Consider the following 24,436-nt stretch of genomic DNA (forward strand, 5'->3'; position numbering starts at 1 on the left):
GAGATCCTCATTTTAAAACTAATATGTTTATGGCTAATTTAAAAAGCATACTATGTGCAGCTGTTATTTTTGCTTCTGTAATGGTGTTCTGTTCGTTTAACTCAAAAAATGTGTCAAAATACCCATCATTTTTTAAAATAGGCCATCGCGGTACGCGTGGAATGATGCCTGAGAATACAATACCTGCTATGCAGAAAGCCATTAACTATGGCGTAAATACCATAGAGTTTGATGTTCATGTTACTAAAGATGGTAAGGTGATTGTTTATCACGATGATTCGTTCGACCCTAATTATACGCTGATGCCCAATGGTGCTGAGATAGATCCTAAAGCCCGCGACAAGTACCTTTTTTACCAGATGGATTATGCCGATATTAAGCCTTTTATTATCGGTACAAAAAAATATCCGGCTTTTCCGCAGCAGCAAAACCTGGCTACTTACACGCCGCTGCTATCAGAACTGGTTGATTCTGTTGAGCATTACACTAAGGCAAATAACTTACCACAGGTTTATTACCTGCTAGAGATAAAATCGGATGCGAAAACAGATGGTGTTAACCAGCCCGTGCCAGAGGTTTTTGTTAAAAAAGTTATGGATGTAATGAAAGCTAAAAAACTCGGTAAACGTTTAATCGTTCAGTCGTTCGATAAACGCCCTTTAAAGGTAATGCATCAAAATTACCCTGAGGTAGCTACCGGTTTTTTAACCGGCGATAACAAGGTTAGCTTTGAACAAAATTTGACCGAGTTAGGATATACTCCGCAGTTTTATAACCCGCATTATGGCATGGTGAATGAACAACTGGTGAAACAATGCCACGACAAAAAGATGTTGATATGCCCATGGACGGTGAACGAAACTACCGAAATGAAACGCTTAACGGAGTTAAAAGTTGACGGTATTATAACCGATTACCCCAATTATTTAAGCGAATTGCTAAAATAACATACCATAAGTTACTGCATTGTTTTGAAATAACTTGTTTAAACGGCTGGTTTTTACAGGTTAATATATCAACTATCAGCGGTATATTTATACGTTAGCGTTTTGCCTGTAAGTTTGGCTTTGCACAACGTTAGCTATTTAAATAGATGAATGGAAACAAAAGCAAACACTGATTTTATTGATTTGCTCAAAAGAGCTAACCGAACTATTATAGATGAGCCTGATAACTTAGGGGGTATTTATAAAGTAATTCACGAATTACACTCATTATATGCTGAACAATGCGGGGTAACTGCCGGGAATATTACAGACGATGATATTATGTTGCCGTCGGGTAAAGCGGTATCAACTATTAAGGCCGCCCACTGCCTGCTTGAGTTTCAGCGGACAGCAGTTTTTGTTCGGGGAATATATAAGGCGGTTTGCAGGCTAAAAGCAGATTTCCCTTCACAAACCATTCATATTTTATATGCTGGCTGCGGCCCATATGCAACACTGCTTACTCCTTTAGTTGCATTGTTCAGCCCATCAGAGATAGCCTTTACTTTTCTTGACATTAATCAGGTATCGCTTGATGCGGTAAAGAGAATGTATGACCGGCAAAATTTAAGTGAATATATAAAAGCGTACATATGCGCTGATGCCACAACCTATAAAATACCCGAGGGTACAACAGTTCATTTGGCCGTATCAGAAACTATGTTGAATGCATTAATGAAAGAGCCGCAGGTGGCTGTTATGCAAAACCTTATCCCGCAGTTACCACCTTTGGCCTTATTTGTACCTGCTAAGATTACTGTAAGCGCAAACTTGTTAGACTTAAACGAAGAACAAAGAAGTAGAATGGCGGGGGCGTTACCGCGCCGTATAGCTCTTGGTGGAGTATATACCATAAGCAGGGAACATTATACAACACCGCAACCGGTTAGCTTCCGTATCCCTGATAAGGTATATGATTATAAAACTGTTTTTCTGCACACCCATATAGAAACTTATGGTGATGAAGTGTTAACCGACTACCAGTGCAGCCTTACCAATCCAAAGATGATTACCGGTGTCGGAGAAATGGAGGGTAAACACATCACCTTTAATTATCTTAATGGAGAAAAGCCCGGTTTTATTCATCAGTGGGGATAAATAACCTGGCTTGGCTATTTCTTTAATGAATACTTCATTTATTTACGATATGTACGCGGCTCTTTCGCGTTAGCAACATCGCGCTCTTTGTAAATATCACATACTGTGCGCTAAAAGCTTATGATCTGTATGTGGCCTCAAGGGCTTGGGTTAACGTTCCCTTGCCAGTAAAATAAATATCTTAATAAAATGGGTTATAACACCCTCTTTATTAATACTTCAACCAGTTAACTTTAACTGAAAAATAAGCTAATACAGCATTAATGGGGAGACGGAAGCCAAATATACCTTGCCATTTAATAAAAAAACCTTCCAGTAGTACTGAAAGGTTTTTGGGTGACCTGGGAGGGGTTCGAACCCTCGACCCACTGATTAAGAGTCAGTTGCTCTACCAGCTGAGCTACCAAGTCATGGCCGGCAATTTTTACCTGGATGCAAATATACAATCTATTGGTGTAACTGCTAATGTTTTTACTACATCTTTAGATAATTGAACTACAATATACTTTTCTAAATAAATATTCTATCATAAATGTAACCTAAACAACTTATTATGAAATCTTACAAACTATTTCTGATGTTATTAATGCTGGTTTACAGTAACAGTTACGCACAAACCAGTGAAGAAAGGCTAAATTCTTTATTGGAGGGATTTGGAAAATCGTACGATGTACCGCTTACTATATTTGGTTCGGCAGGTAAAGAGGTGAAAGTTGTTTCTACACTTAGAACAAAGCTTTTAGTATTGAAAGATACGGTTGAATTAGTGCATCCCAATGGGCCTAACTTTACCATAGTTATTATATGTGATACTTTATTAGGCGCCAGGGATAAATTGTTGTTTTCCAAATCTAACCTGGTTATAACGGCTAACTATACAGGAGGATTTTTAAATATTCAGAATACGAGAGCTACTAAAGGGCGCGATGGTAGTGCATTTACTACCCCTGCAGCACCTTTTGCTACCAGTGCCGGAATCGGAAAAAATGGCGGCAGCGGGAGAAATGCTACATGTACAGGCGGGGGAGCTAAAAAAGGCGATAATGGGCAAGCCGGTAGTAACGGACAAACCGGAGCCAACGGCCTGCCAGGCAAAATGGGGGAAAATGGGGAAAATGCAGGCTCTGTTTCTTTAATATCTAAAACATTCCACCCATCAGCCGAAGTTCAACTTATTGCAATTGGAGGTGATGGCGGTAATGGCGGGAAAGGACAAGATGGCGGGGCTGGACAAAATGGAGGTAACGGGGGCAATGGCGGTAAGGGCGGTAAAGGTAGTATAACAAGTTGTGGACATAGCCCTAAAAAAGGCGGCAAAGGAGGAGATGGAGGAAATGGTGGTAATGGCGGCAATGGGGGCGATGGCGGCCAGGGGGGGGACGGTGGTGATGGTGGTCTGGTTAAGGTTTATTCGCTAAAAAACAATATAGCACCATTGATTTATACTATAAATAATACGGGCGGCAAAGGAGGAAATGCAGGAGAAGGCGGCATTGGCGGGCAAGGTGGTTTAGGTGCAACTGCAGGTAAAGGAGGGAAAGGCGGTAATGGCGATATTTTTGCAGGTATTGCCGGAAGCGGATTAGGTGGGGAGCCCGGTACTAACGGGCAAAGAGGAAATGACGGGAACGTTGGTATAAAAGGGAGCAATGGTAAAAGGGGCAAAATATTAATTACTGAAGATAATTCATATTTAACAGTAACAGAAGATCAGCTTGTAACCATTATAAGGGGAGAATTACAAGGCGTTAATCTTTAATAATCAATTGCATTAATATAAAATAATTGCTGGTTGAAACTTGCAAGCCATAAATATTGCCGGCGCTTAACGTGCTTCAATATTTATGGCTTTTGCTTTACAGCAGTATGGTGGAGTTATAAACCCCGGTTCAGTAGGGCGTAAATTCTCCATTTACATATAGTGGTGCTTTAGTATTCAGCCAGTACGTTAAACGCAATACCGGCAATACCAACCTTTTCCCAATTGGCCTGGCTTGTTTCGCGCGAGATAACCGCGCCGCTGCCAAATAGGCTTAAGTATGCCGAAAACATCAGTCCGCGGCCCTTGCCGTTCTCTATCCACTCCAGGCTGGCAAAAAAGTTATCGTCTACAAAAATGTTATAAGGCTCAAGGTTAACGTGGATATCTTTTTGCCCCGGCAGCACATCTACATAAATATTTTGGTTTTGCAGAAGCTGATCGGGCATGCCTTTCTTTAAACTGTAAAAATTAAGGCGAAGCCTTACCGGGTACGTAGAGGCGGTAGAGATATGTACGTTGAATTTTTTAAGATAGGTTGGCGATTTCTTTATCTTAATTACGGTGCCTATCTCGTAGCCCAGCCTGTTAGCATTAAACCCCGCGTTACTATTGTCTGATTGTGAAGTATTGCCCAGTACACCTTCTTTCCACTTACGGTTGCTCACCTTAACCTCTTTAAGCTGCGTTACAGATGGCTGCAGTAAAATAATTTTAGGGGCATTGCTAACAAAAGCCGATACCCGGTAGGTTTGTGCTATATAGCCTATCATAGATAGCTTTAAGCTGTCGGTATCGTGGTTGGCAAGGTTTAACCTATAACGGCCGGCGCTATCAGTAACGGTGCCTACGCTTTTGCCAATTATGCCCACGTTTACATAGGGCAGGGGCTGGTTGGTTTTGGCATCTTTAACCAGGCCTTCAAAGGTTTGGGCGCTGGCTAATAAAGAAGGAATTATAAAAAGGGCAACAAACAGTATGCGTTTCATATTGGTAAGACGTATTTGTTGCCCCATTAGTTACGCCATAGCGTACAATTCTTCGCGTTGTTTCTGTACTACGTCGCTGTTTATATATTCGTCGTAGGTCATTAACTTATCAATGATACCGCCGGGTGTTATCTCGATGATACGGTTGGCTACGGTTTCTACCAGTTCATGATCTCGTGAGGTGAAGATGATATTACCCCTAAAGTCCTTCATGCCGTTGTTTAACGCCGTGATAGATTCCAGGTCGAGGTGGTTGGTAGGCTCATCAAGCAATAACATATTGGCCGATTGCAGCATCATGCGGCTAAACATACAGCGCATTTTTTCGCCACCCGATAATACGTTGCTTTTCTTCAGCACTTCCTCGCCGCTAAACAGCATCCGGCCTAAAAAGCCACGGATAAACTGATCGTCTTTTTCGCCTGCCGAATATTCACGCAGCCAATCTATCAGGTTGTCGTCTTTACCTTTAAAGTATTCGGTGTTATCAATAGGAATATCGGCCAGGTTAACGGTTACACCCCATTTAAAGCTGCCGGTAAAGTCTTTATCGCGGCCGGTTAAAATTTCGTAGAAGGCAGAAGTTGCCAAACTGTTTTGTGATAGCACCGCAATTTTATCGCCTTTGTTTACCATCAGGTTAATGTTGGCAAAAAGCACCTCGCCGTTAAGCTTTTTAGTAAGCTTTTCTGTTTGCAGCACCTGGTCGCCAATTTCGCGGCCCTGGTTGTTAAATATAATCCCCGGGTATTTACGGTTTGATGGCTGTATCTCGTCAAGGTTGATCTTATCTAACGCTTTTTTACGGCTGGTTGCCTGTTTAGATTTCGAAGCATTCGCGCTAAACCTGCGGATGAACTCCTGTAGCTCCTTAACGCGGTCTTCGGTTTTCTTGTTTTGGTCGCTGCGTTGTTTCAAGGCCAACTGGCTGCTTTCGTACCAGAAGGTGTAGTTACCGGTATAAATTGTCATCTTGGCGAAATCAATATCCACCACATGTGTACACACGGTATCCAGGAAGTGCCTGTCGTGCGATACTACAAGCACAATAGCCTCGTATGATGCCAGGAAATCTTCCAGCCAGGTAATGGTGTGGATGTCCAGGTCGTTTGTAGGCTCATCCAGTAACAAAATATCGGGTTTGCCAAAAAGGGCCTGTGCTAATAACACGCGTACTTTTTGGGTGTTATCAAGGTCTTTAACCAGTTTATAATGAAACTCTTCTTTAATGCCTAAGTTGCTCAATAGGGTAGCTGCATTGCTTTCGGCATTCCAGCCATCCATTTCAGCAAAAAGGTTTTCCAGTTCGCCGGCACGCTCGCCATCGGCATCGCTAAAATCTTCTTTTAAATAGATAGCATCTTTCTCCTTCATAACGGCGTACATTTCTTTGTAGCCCATCATAACGGTTTCAATTACAGTAAATTCATCAAAAGCGTAGTGGTTTTGGCTTAAAACAGCCATACGCTCGCCCGGGGTAAAACTAACCGACCCGCTTGTAGGATCGATCTCGCCCGAAAGAATTTTCATGAAGGTTGATTTGCCTGCGCCGTTTGCCCCAATTATACCGTAGCAATTGCCCTGGCTAAATTTAAGGTTAACATCTTCAAAAAGGGTGCGTTTGCCGTAGCGTAAAGATAAATTTGATACCGTGATCATGCGTGAACTTATATTTTTGCGCAAAAATACGGTAAATAGTTAATTTATTTTAACCGTGGGCTAAATTAGCTTGATGAATGATGAAGCAGGCATATTAATCTACACTATGCCGACCCATTGAGGCGCCCTTTCTACGCTAATTACGCTAATAAAAAATATTCTAACAAAAATATTGGCTAATGATGCAATTAGTGCATAAATTAGGTTTTGGTATAACTATTGAATTATAGTATCCGTAATACAGTCAAAAACCCCCTAATTAATTTTTATGACTATTGTAGTAACGAGTCTTTTTATTGTGAATGCACTGGTTGTGGTGCAACACCTTAAAGTAAAAAGATCTTAAGCCCCCGGAAAATGAGGTTCAACTAACTTAGCATCGATGCTAAGTTAGTTGTTTCCTCGTCGACAAGCTTCTGCAGCGGCCCTGATGCAAGCATCTTCATCATCATACTGAGGCTTGCCGTAATGGTAAACGCAGCCTGGGTAGCCCCATCAACTTCGCTTAGTTCCCATTTTAGTTCCATATCAAACGGCGGTTTTTCTGCAGGTATTATCCTTACCAGTGTATCGGCCACCCGTTCCTCTATCTTTAATGAAAGTTTGGTGATGTTTTGGATATTAAAACTTGCCACATCAGTGGTCGATGTCCAATCCACAATGTTATCCGGCATCAGCTGCCTGTGGTTGTTCATGTCCGCTAAAAACGCGTACACCTGTGCTGCCGGTTTATTAACCGTTACCTTGCTTTCAAAAACGCTCATACTCATATTATTGTCCCCAGGTTGAGGGTTGTGTACGCCATTGTTTTAATACATCCGTATCGGCAGCAGATATATACTGGTGCTCCTCGGCGTATTTTAATAAAGCGTTATAGTTAGATAAGGTAATAAAAGGGCATTTTGCCTCTTTAAAATTTTCTTCAGCTATATCAAAGCCATAGCTAAATATAGCGGCAAGGCCTGCAACAGTATAACCTGCATCGCGCAATGCTTTAACAGCCTGTAAGCTGCTTTTACCTGTTGATATCAGGTCTTCAATAACTACCACACGCTGGCCCGGAGAGATCTCGCCCTCAATAAGGCTGCCTGTGCCGTGTTCTTTTGCTTTAGCGCGTACATATATAAAAGGTAAGCCCATTTCCTGCGCTACCAAAGCGCCCTGTGGGATACCTGCTGTTGCCACACCTGCTATACAGCCAACCGAGCCAAATTTTTCCTGTATGGCCGATGTAAGCTGCTGCCTGATGTAAGTACGGATAGTAGGGTGCGATAGCGTAATCCGGTTATCGCAATAGATAGGAGATTTCCATCCGGATGCCCATGTAAAAGGATTAGTAGGTTGTAGTTTTATTGCTTTAATTTGCAGCAGAAATTCGGCTACTTGCTGCTCGGTCTCACTATTAGTTAACATGGCTCAAAAATACAGAATTTATATTAACGAAAAAGTGGTTTTACTAACCGTGAAATCACCCAAATTTGCAGAACATTATCAAAAGATTGATGCTGAGCACTTTGATTTAAAAATTGTTTACCACTGGGTTGATAAACAGCCGGGCAAATTATTTTATGTGCTTTGCGATGACGCCAAGGCCTTTTTAAAAAAGGTGATCAAAAACAATATGCTGATAGAAGCGGCCGGTGGGTTGGTTACCAACCAGCACGGCGACCACCTGTTTATTTACCGTAACGATAAGTGGGACCTGCCCAAAGGCAAAATAGAGAAGAAAGAGAAAACCAAAATTGCCGCTGTGCGCGAGGTTCAGGAGGAGTGTGGCATAAAGGTGGGCAAGCTGGAATATGGGATCTGCAAAACTTACCATACCTATATCTACAAAGGCGAAGTAGTACTTAAGAAAACGTATTGGTTTAAAATGCGCTATAAAGGCAACGCTAAGCTGGTGCCCCAGTTAGAGGAGGGCATAACCGATGTGCGCTGGTTTAAGGATGAAGAAGTGCCAACCATTGTTAACAATACATTCCCATCCATTATTGATGTGCTGGAGAAAGAAGAGCTGATTACAGATACGGCAATGCTTCCTTCGGAATAAACTGGGCAACGTCGCCATTGTACCTGATTATCTCGCGTACGATGCTGGAGCTGATGGAGGAATAACCCGGCTTGCTTACAATAAAGATGCTTTCAATTTCGGGCTCAAGGGCGTGGTTCATCTGTGCTATGGCCTTTTCGTACTCAAAATCTGATACGGTACGGATGCCACGGATCATATAATCGGCACCAATGCTTTTACAGAAATTTACGGTGAGCCCCTCATAGGCCACAATATGTATGCGCTCATCATGCGCAAAAACCGCCCTCAGCATATCCTCACGTTTGCTAACGCTAAGCAGGCCCTGCTTGGTGCTGTTTACCCCAATACCAATGTAAACCTTATCAAACAAGGCAACACTGCGTTTTACAATATCAACGTGGGCTTTGGTAACCGGGTCAAACGAACCGGGGAAAAGGGCTATTTTCATGCTGATGATGATGTTATTGCTTGTTCAAAAGTAAGGATTATTTGATTATAAAGCATGCAATCGCCCGGCTCCAGCCGGGTGATAAATATTAGGCGGCATCTTGCCGCAGTAACCCAGGCGGCCGGAGGGCCTTATAATAGTGGGTCACTCGGCTGGAGCCGGGCGACAGTATAGTTTACTTAACCCACCAACCCATTTATCTGCGCATACTGCAGCAGCAGCATGGTTTTGGCATCTTTTATTTCGCCTGTTTTTACCATCTCTAAAGCTTTAGTAAATGGCAGCTCCAGCACTTCAATGTGTTCGGTTTCTTCTTCCAGGCCGCCGCCATCGCTTACTTTCATATCTTTGGTGTATTCGGCTGTAAAAAAGTACAATATCTCGGTAACCGAGCCGGGCGACATATACGCCTCAAATGCTTTTTGTACCGATGTTATCTTGTAGCCGGTCTCTTCCTCCGTTTCCTTACGGATGCAGTCTTCGGGGTTGTCCTTATCAAGCAAACCTGCGCAGGTTTCTATCAGGTAGCCATCGGCATTGCCGTTTAAATAAGTTGGCATCCTAAACTGGCGGGTAAGTATCACCGTTTGGTTTGCTTTGTTGTATAATAGTATAGTTGCGCCGTTACCACGGTCGTAAGCCTCGCGCGATTGCGCCTGCCATTTACCGTCGCGAGCTAATAGTTCGTAGGTTACTTTTCTAAGCGTGTACCAGTTATCAGACAGGACAGTGGTTTGCAGGTTGCGGATGTTTTCGCTCATAAAGAGAGGATAGGTTAATTATGCTTTAAAGAACGAGAACGACGAGTGCCCGTATTTGCGTTGCTCCACAAAAGCAGGGTGGTTGCTCAGGTTTTGCATGCTTTGATGCTCTACTATCAGCATACCGCCTTCTAAAAGCAGGTTTTTCTCAAATACAATTTTGGGTATCTCGGGTATCTTGTTCAGGTCGTAGGGTGGGTCGGCAAATATCAGGTCGTACTGCTCGGTTTCCAGGTCAAGGTATTTAAAAACGTCGGCCTTAAAAACTTCTATCTGTGTTAACCCGTGCTGGCGCGATGCATCTTTGAGGTAATGCACACATTGTATGGCGCGGTCAACCCCGGTAACTTTTTCCGCTCCGCGGGATGCAAACTCCATGGCTATGTTGCCGGTACCACTAAACAGATCAAGCACTTTAATATCCTCAAACTCTATCTGGTTTTGCAGGATGTTGAACAGGGCCTCCTTAGCAAGATCGGTAGTAGGCCTAACAGGTAAGTTTTTTGGCGGGTTAAGCCTTAAGCCCTTTAGTTTTCCTCCGATGATGCGCATAGCGATAAAGCAGAAAGGCTAAGTATTTTATGAGGGGCAACCCTGTCAGGAAGGGTAAGCAGGCGGATGTTGTTCAACTGTACATCGCCAAAAAAGTCTTTCAGGTATGTAAAGTACCTGTCGCTGTTATTGATATCGCCGCTAATGATCAGCTTTGCATCCTCGGGCTTAATTTGCAGCTCGGTAGTTACCAGGGCGCTGAAATAGGCAAGCTCTTCGTGGTTTTTAAAGCTAAAGTTGTTGTAAAAACGCAGTTTACTGTTAGTGAAATTTACTATAGATACCACATCGTTACCAATATTTAAATACAAATTATTACTTAAAGGGTAATCGGCAGCTATGGCCTTTATCCATCCGGCATCAGTAAAAATGGCCTTTTGGTTATCAAGGTCTTTTACCGCATAGGTTAACACTTCGTCAACCTTATAAATAATGATGTTTTGGCTGTCTAAAGCTTCTGCATTTACTTTCTCGGTATTACTTACATCAAGCAGGCGGGCAACGTCGGCAATACGGTTGCTGTCAAAAAGGCTTTGGGGTAATAAAGTGAAGCCTGTGCTGGCTAAACCAATAATCACTCGTTGGTAATTGGCGGTTAAAACATCACGCAGTTGCTGCGGGTCGCGCAGTTCATCGGGCGAATAATTTTCGCCCCATGCTAAAAGCTGTTTGCCGGATAGTATAGCATAATTAAAGGTGTTAGCATCAACCTGTAACAACAGGGTATAGCTGTGGGCCTGGGTAAGGCTTAGTTCGTCGCTGGTGTAATGGTGTCTGTTCTCGCTCATGCAGGTTAACAAAAGTAATATTTTTTCCTGATTAGTAAATTAACATACTTATCACAAATACTTAGCCTTTATTGATGCCCGGCAATTTACTAACCCCGACTACGCTAAGCGCCGGTTGACCCTTTTGCCCTTGTTGGTGTTGTCACCAACAAGGGTTCGGAAGATCTTTTGTTTATCAAATCACCCCGACAAGAAAAGCAAAATCCTCTTTGCGCGCAGCGAAGAGAGGGTGGGAGCGTAGCAAAGACCGGTGGCTTTTCGAATCTTCCGAACACCTATCGTGGTGTCACCAACAAGCCGTTATGCATGGCTTTGGTATTAAAAAATGGCTTGAAAATGTTGGTTGCAATAGCTCGAAGGCGTAAGATCGCTCTTTTAAATCGTCTTATCGGCTATGCACAAGCTATTTTTAATGTTTACGCTCTTCAATTACTTTATGCTGTACTATGATGATATATAACAAAATAAATAAAACGGAGTAAATACCAATGTTTTGTGCTATAGTACCAACACTTAAAGATCTAATGGATTCAATAATAGCCTTTGGCAGTTGCATGTAAGTTAGGTATTTAAATAATGTATGCTTTTACAACTAAAAAGAATATATGTTTTTTATTATTATAATATATATGGTTTATTTAATTAAAGGATAATGTTAAGTGCCTTTTGTTCTTTTTTTGTCGTTTTGGGAAAGTTTCTGCGCGTGTAAATCATTCACTCAAAACCTGTTAACGGTTTCGCACTTGCTGGTGTTATCAGCATAGCGGCCATACATAAAGCGTGGCTATTTAAAACCGTCCTCAATATTGTTGGTGACAATGGCAAAAATCTTTTTTCTTCACCCTCTTTGCGCAGCAGAGAGGGTCGACCAGCGTAGCGTAGTCGGGGTGAGTAATTACCGGGCTGTATAAAATCCTTTATGAAAATAATTAACCGGTGCCGGCTACCTATTTCGCGTACTTATCCCCATTTTTGTGCTGTGTCAGTATTAAACGATATCAGCAAAAGTTTCCCGCATCAGCCTACGCCGCAGCAACAGGAACTGTTTGGTAAGCTGCACGCCTTTTTAACCAGTGGCGAGGAGGACGATTGCTTTATACTTAAAGGTTACGCAGGCACCGGCAAAACCACAATTGTGGGTGCGCTGGTGAAAGCGCTGCCTATGTATAACTTTAAATCGGTACTGCTTGCCCCAACGGGCAGGGCAGCTAAGGTAATAACCAACTACAGCGGCCGTAAGGCGTTTACCATTCACAAACGCATCTATCGTAAAAAATCGGCCCTCAACGTGGACGAATCGTTCGCCATTGCCGAGAACATGAACGCCAACACGCTTTTTATAGTTGATGAGGCATCCATGATATCTGATACCCTGAGCGGCAACAACCGCGATACCCTGCTGCACGACCTGGTGACCTACGTTTATAACACCAAAAACTGCAAGCTGCTGCTGGTTGGCGATACCGCCCAGTTACCCCCCGTAGGTGCTGATGACAGCCCCGCGCTTGATGAAAAACTGATGAAGGCAGATTACGGCCTTACTGTTTACAGCTACGAGCTAACGGATGTACTGAGGCAGCAAAAGGATTCGGGCATATTGTATAATGTAACCAACGTGCGCAATATTATCCGCGAGGGTAAAGAGGTGATGCCGCAAATTGTGACAAAAGGTTACAAGGATGTTTATCGCATGGGCAGCGATATGCTGGAAGAAGGGCTTAATTATGCCTACAGCAAATATGGGTACGATGGTACGCTGATTATTTGCCGCAGTAATAAAAATGCTAATTTGTACAACCGGCAGATCCGCGGGCGCATACTGATGCGTGAGGAGGAACTAACCGGCGGCGACCAGCTGATGGTAGTGAAGAACAATTACTTTTGGCTGGAAGGCCAGGAGGAGGGCAGCACCGGCTTTATTGCCAATGGCGATATTGCCCGTGTAAAAAAGGTGCGCCGTATTGAGGAGATGTACGGTTTTAGGTTTGCCGATGTGCAGCTGGAGTTTACTGATTATGTGGAAGACCCGGTGCTTGATTGTAAGATATTGCTGGATACACTGTACAGCGAAGCGCCTGCACTGCAACCTATCGACCAAAAGCGCTTTTACCTGGAAGCCATGAAGGATTACGACCATATCCCCAATAAGCGCGCCAAGCATAACGAGCTAAAATTAAACCCATACTATAATGCCCTGCAGGTAAAGTTTGCCTATGCTATTACCTGCCACAAAGCCCAGGGCGGCCAGTGGGAAACCGTTTTTGTTGACCAGGGCTACCTGACAGATGAAATGGTAAACACCGATTTTTTACGCTGGTTTTATACCGCCTGTACCCGCGCTACCAACGAGCTTTACCTGGTTAATTTTAACAAGAAGTTTTTTGTTGGCGGGGGCGAAGAGGAATAGGCCGGCGACGGAGAACTAACAAATTAGCTTGTCCCGTTTTATTTCGAAACAAAATAAATGGAACAGGTTGTTATTTTATAACTATCTATAATCATATTACTACTCAAATGCATTTATTTCCTTTTTAGGACATTACAAATCCTGAAAAGGCCGTTCCAAGGCCTAAAAAAGTCGAAAAAGGGCCGTTTTTTTAACGCAATCGTTCGTGTTCCATTCTTGTGCTCATCTGGAACGGGGTGACTTGAATTGACTTATGTTATTTCGAAGGTACGAGGAAAAATCTTCTAAACCTTGCATCCGGTTTTGAATAGGGCCGTTTTTCGTCGCTGCGCTTCTCTTAAAATGACAGTATGGGAAACATTGTAAGCTTGTTCGGAGGGTTTCCTGAAACAAGCTAAGATGATACAGTGGTTTGAAAGTATTTAAATTGGTTTAATGCTTGTTGCCAAAATTATTTAATCTTAGTTGCGTCAATCTCATATATTTTAGGATCGATGGTCTGTTCTTTTACCGATATAACATCGTAGGTTTTGCTGGATAATATATTCTTATGCGAACTGTCGAAATGAACTGCTTTTAGTTTTAAATAAAAGGCTCCGGATTCATCTATTACCTTATTAAAAAATCCTAAACGCCAGTTTTTAAAATGTTCTTTATCTACATTCAAATATCCCCTCGAAAAAACAATAGTAAAATCTGAATAAGTTGTCGAGTCCTTTTTAGGATAACTTATACTAACATTAATTTCTTCACATTGTCGTGATAATATTTGATCCTCTATTTTTTTCACTTTAATGTCATCGAGCTTCTCCGTTGGAAGATTTAAATTTAGCTGATGTAAAGTATCTGAATTATTGAAAAGCAATAATCTCAAAGCTTTTTTCTCAAAATAATAATCCTTAACTAAATGAAATTTTGACGATGGTTCAGAGTGAATACCAACATAATTCCCATGAGAATAAAAAAGCTGTACAGTGTCGTCCACATTAAAAGTGCTATCACTGTTTTTAATTATTTCATGATAAGTTATTATTCCCTCAAACTCTTTCGTAGTGTTTTTTTTAGATATGCTATTATTTGAATTACAGGCAAGTAAGCTGATGTAAATTACAGTAACAGCTAATAATGTGATTAAAGTTTTAGGCATACATCTGATCTTAGAATGATTTAAAGTTAAAAAAAAACTTTATTAGAGAACCTCTTTACGCTTATCACATAACATTGCAAAGTTCGCTACCCATCACATGAACAAGATTTCTCGTCGCTACGCTTCCCTCGAAATGACAGGGTGGAAAGCAAGGTAAATTTGTCCCGGGGCATGAAATAAGTTCAGTATGACTGGTCGGGAGTTTAAAACAAAGAACCCCGCACGAGTTGCACCTCGCACAGGGTAATCATACTTCACTTAACTGGTTTATATAATAATTGGAGATTATTCCTGTTTACTCTACCGACTGGCGCAGCATCAGCGCGCCTACGGTTACATTGGTGCGGCTATCAATAATAATAGCGCCGCCGTTGGCTTTATTTGCCTGGTATGGGTCGAATGCTAAGGGCTCAGCTGTTTTTATCACAATGCGGCCAATATCATTTAGTTTAAATTCGTCGTCGTAATCCTTCTCCAGCGTGTTGATATTCACTTTATAGATCACCTCCTGTATTTTGCAGCGGATGGTTTTGGTATTGTGCTGTACCAAATAGGTAAGCGAAGCATCCAGCGGACGGGTATCCATCCAGCACAGGTCGGCTTCAATTACGTTGCTTAGCTGCGGTTGCCCGGCGCTGTTCACAATAATATCCCCACGGCTGATGTCGATATTATCCTGCAGATGTACGGTTACAGACATGCCCGCTAATGCTTCCGCAGGTTCTTTATCATACAATTCAATTTTAGAAATAGTGGTACTAAAGCCTGATGGCAGGATAGTTACCTGATCATTCACCTTGAACGATCCGCTCGAAACCCTGCCGGCATAACCGCGGTAGTCGTGCAGTTCATCCGTCTGCGGGCGTACCACCCATTGTACGGGCAGGCGGGCATGGGTCGATGAATCGTCGATGGTGATCTCCACATTTTCTAAATGCTGCAACAGGCTGTCGCCGCTGTACCAGCTGATATTTGAGGACTGGTATACAATATTATCGCCCTTCAGCGCGCTCACGGGAATGTAGGTAACATTATCCAGATTTACTTTAGCAGCCAGCTTTTTAAAGTCGGCAACAATGTTGTTGAATACTTCTTCGCTGTAATCAACCATATCCATCTTGTTTACTGCAACAACCACTTTAGGGATTTGTAATAACGAAACCAGGAAAGAGTGGCGCGTAGTTTGCTCGATAACGCCTTTGCGGGCATCAATCAAAATAATAGATAAAGCTGCGTTACTCGCACCGGTAACCATATTACGGGTATATTGGATATGGCCGGGCGCATCGGCTATGATGAACTTGCGCTTGTCAGTTTCAAAATATTTATAGGCCACATCAATGGTGATGCCCTGCTCACGCTCGGCTTTAAGGCCATCGGTTAAAATGGCAAGGTCAATACTGCCGTCGTCGTTTTTACGGTTCGATGCATGCAGCGCCTCCAACTGGTCGGCCAGGATGGCTTCGCTATCGTACAACAGGCGACCTATTAAAGTGCTTTTGCCATCGTCTACACTGCCTGCGGTTATAAATTTTAGTATATCCATTCTCTTATTATAGTTCCCCTCTTGAGAGGGGTTAGGAGTTTGTTAATGCCCTGTTTTACTTACGTCGTAGTTTACTCACCAAGTCGTTGCTTCGCTCGACCACCCTCTCTTCGACTGTGGCGGAAAGAGGGTTGGCTCTTTTTAATTTTTTCTTCACTCTCTTTGCGCAGCAGAGAGGGGCGACCAGCGAAGCGTCGTCGGGTGTTAAATTAAAAATATCCCCCTTTTTTCCGGTCTTCCATGGCGGCTTCGCTTACCTTGTCGTCCATACGGGCGCCGCGTTCGCTGATCTTGGATGATGCTATCTCGTCAATAATATCATCTATCTCAAACGCGTACGATTCTACAGCCGCGGTACAGGTCATATCGCCTACGGTACGGAACCTAACATTCTTTGTTTCTATCACATCATCCGCATCCATATTCAGGAAAGGTGATGCTGCCATCAGTTGCCCGTTACGGGTGATACAATCGCGCTGGTGTGCAAAATAAATGGTTGGCAAGGGGATGTTCTCGCGGCGGATATAATTCCACACGTCAAGCTCCGTCCAGTTGCTTATCGGGAACACGCGTACGTTCTCGCCTTTGTGGATCTTACCGTTGTAAATATCCCAAAGCTCGGGCCGCTGGCGTTTTGGGTCCCATTGGCCAAACTCGTCGCGTACCGAAAAGATGCGTTCTTTGGCGCGTGCTTTTTCCTCATCGCGGCGGGCACCACCAATACAAGCGTCAAAACCATGTTTGGCAATGGTATCTAGCAGGGTAGTAGTTTGCAACGGATTCCTGCTGGCGTTTTTGCCTTTTTGCTCTATCACTTTGCCCTGGTCAATACTATCCTGAACATGGCCTACTATCAGTTTTTCGCCAATGCGGGCTATCATATCATCCCGATAGGTGATGGTTTCTTCAAAATTGTGGCCGGTATCAATATGCACCAGCGGAAACGGGAACTTGCCCGGGCGAAAGGCTTTTAACGCCAGATACACCAGGGTGATGGAATCCTTACCACCGCTAAATAACAGCGCAGGTTTTTCAAACTGCCCCGCTACTTCGCGCAGAATATATATGGCCTCTGCCTCTAATTCGTCCAGGTAATCTAACCGGTATTTGCTCATTCTTTTAAATCATTTAACGTTACTGCATGTAAACCACACTCTTTTTTGCTTTGGTCTTCCCACCACCAGCGCCCGGCCCTAAAATCTTCGCCGGGTTGTACCGCCCTGGTACAGGGCAGGCAGCCTATGCTCGGGAAACCCTTATCATGCAATGTATTGTAAGGAATATTATATTGTTTGATGTATGCTTTTACATCGTCTAAAGTCCAGTTGAAAATAGGGTGGAACTTAATGAGTTGGTTACCCTCATCCCATTCCACATTGCTCATATCCTCCCGGTTGGGAGATTGCTCGGCACGAATGCCGGTTATCCAGCATTGGTTACCGGCCAGTGCGCGGTGCAGGGGCTCTATCTTACGGATGCCGCAGCATTCTTTACGGTTTTCTACCGATTCGTAAAAGCTGTTGGGCCCTTTGGCGTTTACCATCGCTTCCAGGCGGTTATTATCCGGGTAATAGGCATGGATAGGCTGACCATAGATCTCCATAGTGCGGTTCCACACGTAATAGGTTTCGGGGAACAAGCGGCCTGTCTCCAGCGTAAAAACTTTGATGGGGATGTTATGGGCGAAGATCATGTGTGATATCACCTGGTCTTCCCAGCCGAAACTGGTTGAGAATACGATCTCGCCCGCGAATTGCTCCGCTAAGGCACGTAAAGCATCTGCCGGGTTCTTCCCGTTCACTAATTGCGATATGTAAGTAGTATCGGCCATTATATAACTTTCATTAAAAAGATGCTAATACTGCGGATACTGATCAGGATAACGATAATAGATACCGCCATCATGATAGCCTTTGCCGAAATTTTGTTAGAGATACGCGCTGCCACAGGCGATGCCAAAGCACTGCCGATTACCAAACCCGCCACTGCATCCCAGTGCGAGCTGTTGAGCATGGTAATGAAGGTAAGAGAGCCCATCAGCGCTATGAAAAAGCGGGATAGTTTTACCGTACCTAACGAGAACCGTGGGTGGCGGCCTCCTGCTATCAGCGTTGATAATACGATAGAACCCCATCCACCGCCGCCAACGGCATCAATAAAACCACCACCAAGCCCCAGCAGCGGTATGCGTTTTATTTTAGCTGTGGTGCGTTTCTTTTTAAGGTCTAAAGCTTTTTTAAAGATAACAATACCCAATATGAGTGTATAAACCGAAACTAACGGTTTAGTGTACTGTGCGTAATGCTCTAATGATGATAGTAAATACGCGCCGGTAACGGCGCCGATAATGCCCGGCAACAACAGCAGTTTAAACAGTTTCCAGTTTACGTTACCCATGCGGTAATGCATCCAGCCGGCAATGCCGTTGCTCATAATTTCGGATAAGTGCACACCCATACTTGCCGAAGCAGGCGGGATGCCCATTGATAGTGAAAAGGTGGTGGATGTTACCCCGTATGACATGCCTATGGCCCCATCAATCAGCGCGAATACAAACCCTGCGCCCAGGAAATAATAAAACATCGGGGAGATATTCTCCACGTAGTTTTTAAACGCCGGGTCTTTAAGCCACAGGGCAGTAATGGTTACAGCCAGGAACCCCACAAACGTAGCCCAAACCAAAAATTTGATCTTATTGGTGCTCGGCGCTTTTTTGGGGCCGAGTAAAATAGCGGTAACCCGGTTCAGCTCTTTAACCTTGTACGTAAAATCGCCTGAGAGGGTATTACGCACTTCGCTCATTTGTTGAAGCGTAATATCCAGTTCACCGGGTAGCGACTGGCCTAAAACTTCTTTTAAGCGCTTGGCTATGGTTGGCGATTTACCGTTGGTGGAGATGGCAATTTTCAGGTCGCCTTTTTGCACGATGGAACCTAAGTAAAAATCACAAAGGCCGGGCTTATCGGCAACATTGATGAGCAGCTTACGGTCGTGCGCCGAATCGCGTACATATTTATTCAGTTCGCTATCATTTGTAGCGGCAATAACAATATCGGCGGTATCCAGATCGGTATCTACGAATGATTTTTGGATGATTTTGAGCAGGGGGTATTGCGACGCTAGCGCGTGTACCTCGGGTAAAAAATCTTTGGCAATAATGGTAACGGCTGCGGCCGGGCTGTTATTGAGCAGGGCCGTAAGCTTTTCCAGACCAACATTGCCGCCGCCAACCAGCAGGGTATGCAGGTTGTTCAGCTTTAAAAACACCGGGAACAATTGGTTACCCTGCGCTTTATCTGCCTGAACTTCTGTTAAATCATTATCCATTTGCAACAACGTCATAAACTTGTTTTACCAATTCAAATTTTGGGTGCAGGGATACCACTTCGCCAAATACAATAAGGGCAGGTGAGGTGATGCCTTGTTGTGCAGCAAGCTCTGCAATGCTATCAACACTGCCGATAGCTACCTTTTCGTTAACAGTGGTACCACTTTGTATTACGGCAACGGGTAGTTTGCCCTTGCCTTCGTTTTTAAAGATATCTGCAATTTTTGCCAGCTTATGGATGCCCATCAGCACCACCACAGTAGCGTTGGTTTTAGCGGCATCGTAGATGTCCCGGGAGATCTTGCCATCGCTGGTAGTACCGGTAACTACCCAAAAGCTTTCGCTAAGGCCACGGTGCGTAACAGGGATACCCTGTAAGCCCGGTACACCTATCGAGCTGGAAATGCCCGGTATAACCTGTGTAGGGATGTTATAGTCCGCTGCAAAGTCCAATTCCTCGTGCCCGCGGCCGAATACAAACGGGTCGCCGCCTTTTAAACGTACTACATGGCCGTAATTCAGCGCATAATCAACCATCAAACGGTTAATGTTATCCTGAGAAAAAAAATGATCGCCTGAGCGTTTGCCCACATAAACTTTAACAGCATCAGCGGGGGCATATTCCAGCAGCTCATCATTCACCAAAGCATCATACAAAACCACATCAGCGGTTTGCAGGGCTTTAATGCCTTTCAGGGTAATCAGTTCCGCATCGCCGGGGCCTGCACCAACAAGGGTTACGCGTGGGTCTTTTATATTATTTGTACTGTTATTTATCATGATTGCAACACTGCCTCTCTCTTAACTTTTACTGCTTCTAAAAAATCTGTAGCCTGTTGCTTGTAAGCGGTGGCAAATCCTTCAGATGGTTCATTTTTATTGATCTGCAGCACCAGGTCGCTAAAGGTACTCTCGAGGGTAAATTCGCCGGTAGCTACATAGTTGTTGTCAAATTCTTTTATTACGCCTGTTTGGGTGCTGCTGTTAACGCCTTTATCAAGCAGTAAAGCCTTAGCCGCGCTTACCATGGTGTTGTATGAGTGATAGATGGCATCGGCCCATAAACCTTTGGCATAAGCGCCGTTTGCCCAGCCCAGTTTTTCTTCACTCTCGAAGAGCAGGGTAGCAACCAGGTCGATAATGACACCGGCACACTCGCCAACGCCAATGGCTGAAACATAAGTTTCCTGGTGGCCCCAGTCCACAAATTCATCGTCGGTAAGGGTGGTCAGGTCGGCAAGGGGTTTTAGCAATCGATAAAAATAATCTTTGCCCTGCCTGTCATAATAAGTATGGAATGTTTCTTCGGACACAGAGTTGTTTTTGTAATCGTCCAATACATACCGTAAAGTATCCGTAGCTCGTTTTGATGGCACTTTGATCACCCGTTCGGCAGCGCGGCCTACACCGTTGCCAACCGTGCCGCCGCCCAGCATTACCTGTACAGATGGCAACACCTTTGTACCCGCTTTTAACGAACTGCCATGGAAGCCTATATGCGCCAAACCATGTTGGCCGCAGCTATTCATACAGCCGCTGATCTTTATCTTGATCTCGCGGTTGTAGATGAAATCTTCGTATTCGTTATATATTACATCTTCAAGCACCTTAGCCATGGTCATGCTGTTACTGATGCCAAGGTTACATGTATCGGTGCCGGGGCAGGTGGTAACATCGGCAAGGCTATCAAAACCCGGCGCCGCAAGGTCTAAAGCATGCAGCCCTTCATATAATGCAGGCAGCGCTTCTTTACGCACAAACTTTAACAATAAACCCTGGTTTTGCGTAATCCTGATCTCGTCGGCAACGTAAGGTTTTATAGCCGTAACCAATTTGCGTGCAACATCTGTTGGGATATCGCCTACGGGTACTTTAATATATACGCCGTAAAAACCTTGTTGCTTTTGCTTAAACACATTTGTAGCAAGCCATTGCTCGTAACGCAACGGGTTCATTATATCTACATCCCTGTAAGTAATATCATCGGGCAAAGCGGGTTGCGGAACTGCGTCCCGGTTTACCGGCCAGCTTTTTACTTTAAGCGCGGTGCGTTCTTCTTTAGCCAAACGCAGTACCTCGTCTAAACCTATTTTTTGAATAAGGTATTTTAAACGGGCTTTGTTACGGTTATTGCGCTCGCCGTGGCGGTCAAATACTCGGATAATAGCTTCTATGTAAGGAATCAGTTGATCTTCGGGCAAAAAGTCCTCAACCGGACTGGCCAGCAAAGGCTGTGCACCCAAACCACCCCCTAACAATATTTTAAAACCACGTTCGCCGGCTTCGTTTACTTTAGGGATCGCGCCAATATCATGGATGTAAGAGAAAGCCGTATCTGCATCACTTGATGAAAAAGAAATCTTGAACTTGCGGCCCATTTCCTGGCAGATAGGATTCCGCAGAAAATACTCAAATGTTGCCTGTGCATAAGGTGATACATCAAAGGGCTCCAATGGGTCGATACCCGAGGTAGGGGACGATGTTACATTACGCACAGTATTGCCACAAGCTTCGCGCAGGGTGATGTCGTCCTGCTCCAACTCGGCCCAAAGCTGCGGGGTACGGTCAAGACTAACGTAGTGGATCTGGATATCCTGGCGGGTGGTTAAGTGCAGGTTGCCGCTGCCGTACTCGTCGGATATATCGGCAATTTTTAAAAGCTGCTTAAAAGTAACCTTACCGAATGGTAGTTTTATACGCACCATTTGTACGCCCGGCTGCCTTTGGCCATAAACGCCGCGGGCCAAACGTAGGCTTCTGAATTTCTCGTCGTGTATTTTGCCCTCACGGAACGCACGTATCTTCCTTTCCAGGTCGATGATGTCCTGCTCAACGATGGGGTTCTCCAGCTCTGTTCTGAAGCTCTGCATATTCGGTACGTAATTTAGTTATCTCAAAAAAAAACCTCTTCTGCTGCGGCTGAAGAGGCGAGTATTATTTATTTACACACTTACAACCGCGATATATTCGCCCACATACAGCAGTTAATAAGGTTGTTATGATATGTAAATCCTATTTGTTTCATTATTATACCCCAAATATATATATAGTATACGGGAATACTAGAATTTATTTGAAAAAAAAATGTTGATTGTCGCTAACCGTCATTGCGAGGAGCGTAGCGACGTGGCAATCTTCGACCTGCTTGTCGCCGACTTTTCTATCGAAGATTGCCACGCTACGCTCGCAATGACGTGCGGAGAAAGGAGGGGAAACGATAGATCATCAAACAAAAAAGCACCGCCATATGGCAGTGCTTTCAAATATCGATCTATAAAAAATATTAGGTAGTGTAACCCAGTATCTTTAATACCTGTTTGCTGTTTTGCTCTTCGCCAAATACCTCAAAGTTAAATGTCTCATCCCTGTTTCTGCGGATGATAACATGCTTTGGCGATGGCAGAAGGCAATGATGTATACCACCGTAGCCGCTTAATACTTCCTGGTAGGCACCTGTATTAAAGAAGCCCAGGTATTGTACCTTACGGGTTTTTGGCATATACACACTATTCATGTGGGCTTCCTGGTTGTAATAATCCTGCCCGTCGCAAGTGATACCGCCAAGGTTAACACGTTCGTATTCGCTATCCCAGTTGTTAATCGGCAGCAGGATGTATTTTTGGTTAAGTGCCCAAACATCAGGCAGATTGGTAATGAACGATCCATCCAGCATCAACCATTTCTCACGATCGTTCTGTTGTTTGCGGCCCAATACCTTGTATAATATGCCCGATGCTTCTGCAACGGTATATTTACCAAATTCGGTAATAATATCGGGTTCCATGGTATCGTGCTCGGCGCAGATCTCTTTGATACGGCTCACAATCTCGTTGATCATGTACTCGTAATCAAAATCAAACACCAATGAATCTTTGAACGGCATACCGCCGCCGATATCCAAGGTATCCAGCGCGGGGTTTATTTTTTTGAACTTGCAGTAAAGCGTTACGTATTTCTCAAGCTCGTTCCAGTAGTATGGCGTATCAGAGATACCCGAGTTAATGAAAAAGTGTAGCAGCTTTACCTGGAAGTTAGGGTTGTTCTCTATCTTGTTATGATAAAAATCTATCACATCCTCCATACGCACACCAAGGCGCGAAGTGTAGAATTGTGAATCGGGCTGCTCTTCCGCCGCTATACGGATGCCCAGGTTACATGGTGTATCCAGCTCTACCTCGTCATCGTACAGGTTAAACTCTTCTTTGTTATCCAACACCGGGATGATGTTTTTAAAACCATCGTGCAGCATATCAATAATATACTGTTTATATTGAAAAGTTTTAAAGCCGTTGCAAATAACGGTCATGTCCTTGCTCAGGGCACCTTTTTTCTCCAGTGCGTCAATCATTGGCATATCAAAGGCCGACGATGTTTCCAGGTGGATCTCGTTCTTCAGCGCTTCTTCTACAATATGCTTAAAATGCGAACTTTTTGTGCAATAGCAATACTTATACGTGCCGCGGTAATTATTTTTAATAATTGCCTGCTGAAAAAGCAGCTTGGCCTGCTGTATTTTTTTGCTGATAATAGGCAGATAGGTGAAGCGCAGGGGGGTGCCGTACGTTTCAATCATCTCCATTAAATTGAGGTCGTTAAAATATAACTCGTCCTCTATTATCTCATAACCATCCTGTGGGAAACCAACGCTTAGGTCAAGAAATTCCTGGTAACTCTGCATTCTTTAAAATTTGGTGCAAATGTATATTTTAAACGGATTTATTTGCTATTTGTTGGATGTAAATTTTATAGTAGAAATGTAATTTGTTTGCCGGGTAATTGATATTGATGTAATAAGTTGATTCTGAATGGTTTTGCAAAAGCTTGAAGATAGCTCATGCAAAGGCGTAAGGGCACGGAAAATTGAAGCTTAATTTGGAGGTGGTGAAGTTGAATTTATTTCGTTATAAATGGTGATGAGTTTGTGGAACCATTGGCG

At 43.8% G+C, this 24,436-nt stretch carries 21 protein-coding genes and 1 tRNA gene; 5 read left to right on the forward strand and 17 right to left on the reverse strand.

The annotated features are described in order from the left end of the window. Window positions 1-29 precede the first annotated feature (29 nt). Together IDJ75_RS05400 and IDJ75_RS05405 are read left to right on the forward strand one after the other, a co-directional pair. Window positions 30-947 carry a glycerophosphodiester phosphodiesterase family protein gene (locus IDJ75_RS05400; protein WP_191174565.1) on the forward strand — a complete coding sequence of 306 codons (918 nt, stop codon included), beginning with the start codon at window positions 30-32 and terminating at the stop codon, window positions 945-947. A gap of 150 nt (window positions 948-1,097) precedes the next feature. Then, window positions 1,098-2,084 (forward strand): SAM-dependent methyltransferase, encoded by a 987-nt coding sequence (locus IDJ75_RS05405; RefSeq protein ID WP_191174566.1) that lies wholly within the window; start codon window positions 1,098-1,100, stop codon window positions 2,082-2,084. A gap of 337 nt (window positions 2,085-2,421) precedes the next feature. Here the strand turns inward: IDJ75_RS05405 and IDJ75_RS05410 are convergent. Continuing rightward, a tRNA-Lys gene (locus tag IDJ75_RS05410) sits at window positions 2,422-2,494 on the reverse strand. A 143-nt stretch (window positions 2,495-2,637) separates the two neighbouring features. Between IDJ75_RS05410 and IDJ75_RS21300 the strand changes: the two genes are divergently transcribed. Next, window positions 2,638-3,843, forward strand: coding sequence for a hypothetical protein (locus IDJ75_RS21300; protein WP_191174567.1), 1,206 nt, complete (start codon window positions 2,638-2,640; stop codon window positions 3,841-3,843). A 170-nt stretch (window positions 3,844-4,013) separates the two neighbouring features. On the opposite strand, the gene IDJ75_RS05420 is transcribed toward IDJ75_RS21300, so the two are convergent. From IDJ75_RS05420 to pyrE, 4 genes are all read right to left on the reverse strand, one after another. Next, on the reverse strand, window positions 4,014-4,832 hold the full coding sequence (locus IDJ75_RS05420) for a carboxypeptidase-like regulatory domain-containing protein (RefSeq protein WP_191174568.1): 819 nt from the start codon (window positions 4,830-4,832) through the stop codon (window positions 4,014-4,016). Between the two features lie 30 nt (window positions 4,833-4,862). After that, window positions 4,863-6,491, reverse strand: a complete 1,629-nt coding sequence (locus tag IDJ75_RS05425) for an ABC-F family ATP-binding cassette domain-containing protein (RefSeq protein ID WP_191174569.1) — start codon at window positions 6,489-6,491, stop codon at window positions 4,863-4,865. A gap of 368 nt (window positions 6,492-6,859) precedes the next feature. After that, window positions 6,860-7,255 (reverse strand): SRPBCC family protein, encoded by a 396-nt coding sequence (locus IDJ75_RS05430; protein WP_191174570.1) that lies wholly within the window; start codon window positions 7,253-7,255, stop codon window positions 6,860-6,862. A 7-nt stretch (window positions 7,256-7,262) separates the two neighbouring features. After that, a complete protein-coding gene (gene pyrE / locus IDJ75_RS05435) occupies window positions 7,263-7,904 on the reverse strand; it encodes an orotate phosphoribosyltransferase (RefSeq protein ID WP_191174571.1) in 642 nt (213 codons plus the stop codon). 49 nt (window positions 7,905-7,953) lie between these two features. Between pyrE and IDJ75_RS05440 the strand changes: the two genes are divergently transcribed. Further along, a complete protein-coding gene (locus tag IDJ75_RS05440; protein ID WP_317173739.1) occupies window positions 7,954-8,541 on the forward strand; it encodes an NUDIX hydrolase in 588 nt (195 codons plus the stop codon). Here the strand turns inward: IDJ75_RS05440 and coaD are convergent. The 4 genes from coaD to IDJ75_RS05460 all read right to left on the reverse strand — a co-directional run bounded on the left by coaD (window position 8,510) and on the right by IDJ75_RS05460 (window position 11,072). Further along, window positions 8,510-8,971, reverse strand: a complete 462-nt coding sequence (gene coaD, locus IDJ75_RS05445; RefSeq protein WP_191174573.1) for a pantetheine-phosphate adenylyltransferase — start codon at window positions 8,969-8,971, stop codon at window positions 8,510-8,512. The genes IDJ75_RS05440 and coaD overlap by 32 nt on opposite strands. A 179-nt stretch (window positions 8,972-9,150) precedes the next feature. Beyond that, on the reverse strand, window positions 9,151-9,732 hold the full coding sequence (nudK, locus tag IDJ75_RS05450) for a GDP-mannose pyrophosphatase NudK (RefSeq protein ID WP_191174574.1): 582 nt from the start codon (window positions 9,730-9,732) through the stop codon (window positions 9,151-9,153). A gap of 18 nt (window positions 9,733-9,750) precedes the next feature. Next, window positions 9,751-10,284 (reverse strand): 16S rRNA (guanine(966)-N(2))-methyltransferase RsmD, encoded by a 534-nt coding sequence (rsmD, locus tag IDJ75_RS05455; protein WP_191174575.1) that lies wholly within the window; start codon window positions 10,282-10,284, stop codon window positions 9,751-9,753. Continuing rightward, window positions 10,260-11,072: a DUF3822 family protein gene (locus IDJ75_RS05460; protein WP_191174576.1), complete on the reverse strand. Its 813-nt coding sequence runs from the start codon at window positions 11,070-11,072 to the stop codon at window positions 10,260-10,262. Before IDJ75_RS05460 ends, rsmD begins: the two co-directional genes overlap by 25 nt. Window positions 11,073-12,051: 979 nt before the next feature. Here IDJ75_RS05460 and IDJ75_RS05465 point away from each other — a divergent pair. After that, on the forward strand, window positions 12,052-13,479 hold the full coding sequence (locus tag IDJ75_RS05465; protein ID WP_317173740.1) for an ATP-dependent DNA helicase: 1,428 nt from the start codon (window positions 12,052-12,054) through the stop codon (window positions 13,477-13,479). A 451-nt stretch (window positions 13,480-13,930) separates the two neighbouring features. On the opposite strand, the gene IDJ75_RS05470 is transcribed toward IDJ75_RS05465, so the two are convergent. The 8 genes from IDJ75_RS05470 to IDJ75_RS05505 form a co-directional block, all read right to left on the reverse strand. Further along, entirely contained in the window at window positions 13,931-14,626 is a 696-nt protein-coding gene (locus tag IDJ75_RS05470; protein WP_191174578.1) for a hypothetical protein, read from the reverse strand. 295 nt (window positions 14,627-14,921) lie between these two features. After that, a complete protein-coding gene (locus IDJ75_RS05475; protein ID WP_191174579.1) occupies window positions 14,922-16,172 on the reverse strand; it encodes a sulfate adenylyltransferase subunit 1 in 1,251 nt (416 codons plus the stop codon). A gap of 209 nt (window positions 16,173-16,381) precedes the next feature. Beyond that, window positions 16,382-17,287, reverse strand: coding sequence for a sulfate adenylyltransferase subunit CysD (gene cysD, locus IDJ75_RS05480; protein WP_191174580.1), 906 nt, complete (start codon window positions 17,285-17,287; stop codon window positions 16,382-16,384). Continuing rightward, complete coding sequence (locus IDJ75_RS05485; RefSeq protein WP_191174581.1) at window positions 17,284-18,003, reverse strand: phosphoadenylyl-sulfate reductase; 720 nt, start codon at window positions 18,001-18,003, stop codon at window positions 17,284-17,286. The genes cysD and IDJ75_RS05485 overlap by 4 nt, the downstream gene beginning before the upstream one ends. Continuing rightward, window positions 18,003-19,499 carry a TSUP family transporter gene (locus IDJ75_RS05490; RefSeq protein ID WP_224746486.1) on the reverse strand — a complete coding sequence of 499 codons (1,497 nt, stop codon included), beginning with the start codon at window positions 19,497-19,499 and terminating at the stop codon, window positions 18,003-18,005. Before IDJ75_RS05490 ends, IDJ75_RS05485 begins: the two co-directional genes overlap by 1 nt. Continuing rightward, complete coding sequence (gene cobA / locus IDJ75_RS05495; RefSeq protein ID WP_191174583.1) at window positions 19,492-20,280, reverse strand: uroporphyrinogen-III C-methyltransferase; 789 nt, start codon at window positions 20,278-20,280, stop codon at window positions 19,492-19,494. The genes IDJ75_RS05490 and cobA overlap by 8 nt, the downstream gene beginning before the upstream one ends. Next, window positions 20,277-22,370 (reverse strand): HEPN domain-containing protein, encoded by a 2,094-nt coding sequence (locus IDJ75_RS05500; RefSeq protein WP_191174584.1) that lies wholly within the window; start codon window positions 22,368-22,370, stop codon window positions 20,277-20,279. Before IDJ75_RS05500 ends, cobA begins: the two co-directional genes overlap by 4 nt. A gap of 413 nt (window positions 22,371-22,783) precedes the next feature. Further along, window positions 22,784-24,178, reverse strand: coding sequence for an arginine decarboxylase (locus tag IDJ75_RS05505; protein ID WP_191174585.1), 1,395 nt, complete (start codon window positions 24,176-24,178; stop codon window positions 22,784-22,786). Window positions 24,179-24,436: the final 258 nt, after the last annotated feature.

The sequence above is a fragment of the Mucilaginibacter rigui genome, from assembly GCF_014773275.1.
Taxonomy (GTDB): Bacteria; Bacteroidota; Bacteroidia; order Sphingobacteriales; family Sphingobacteriaceae; genus Mucilaginibacter; species Mucilaginibacter rigui_A.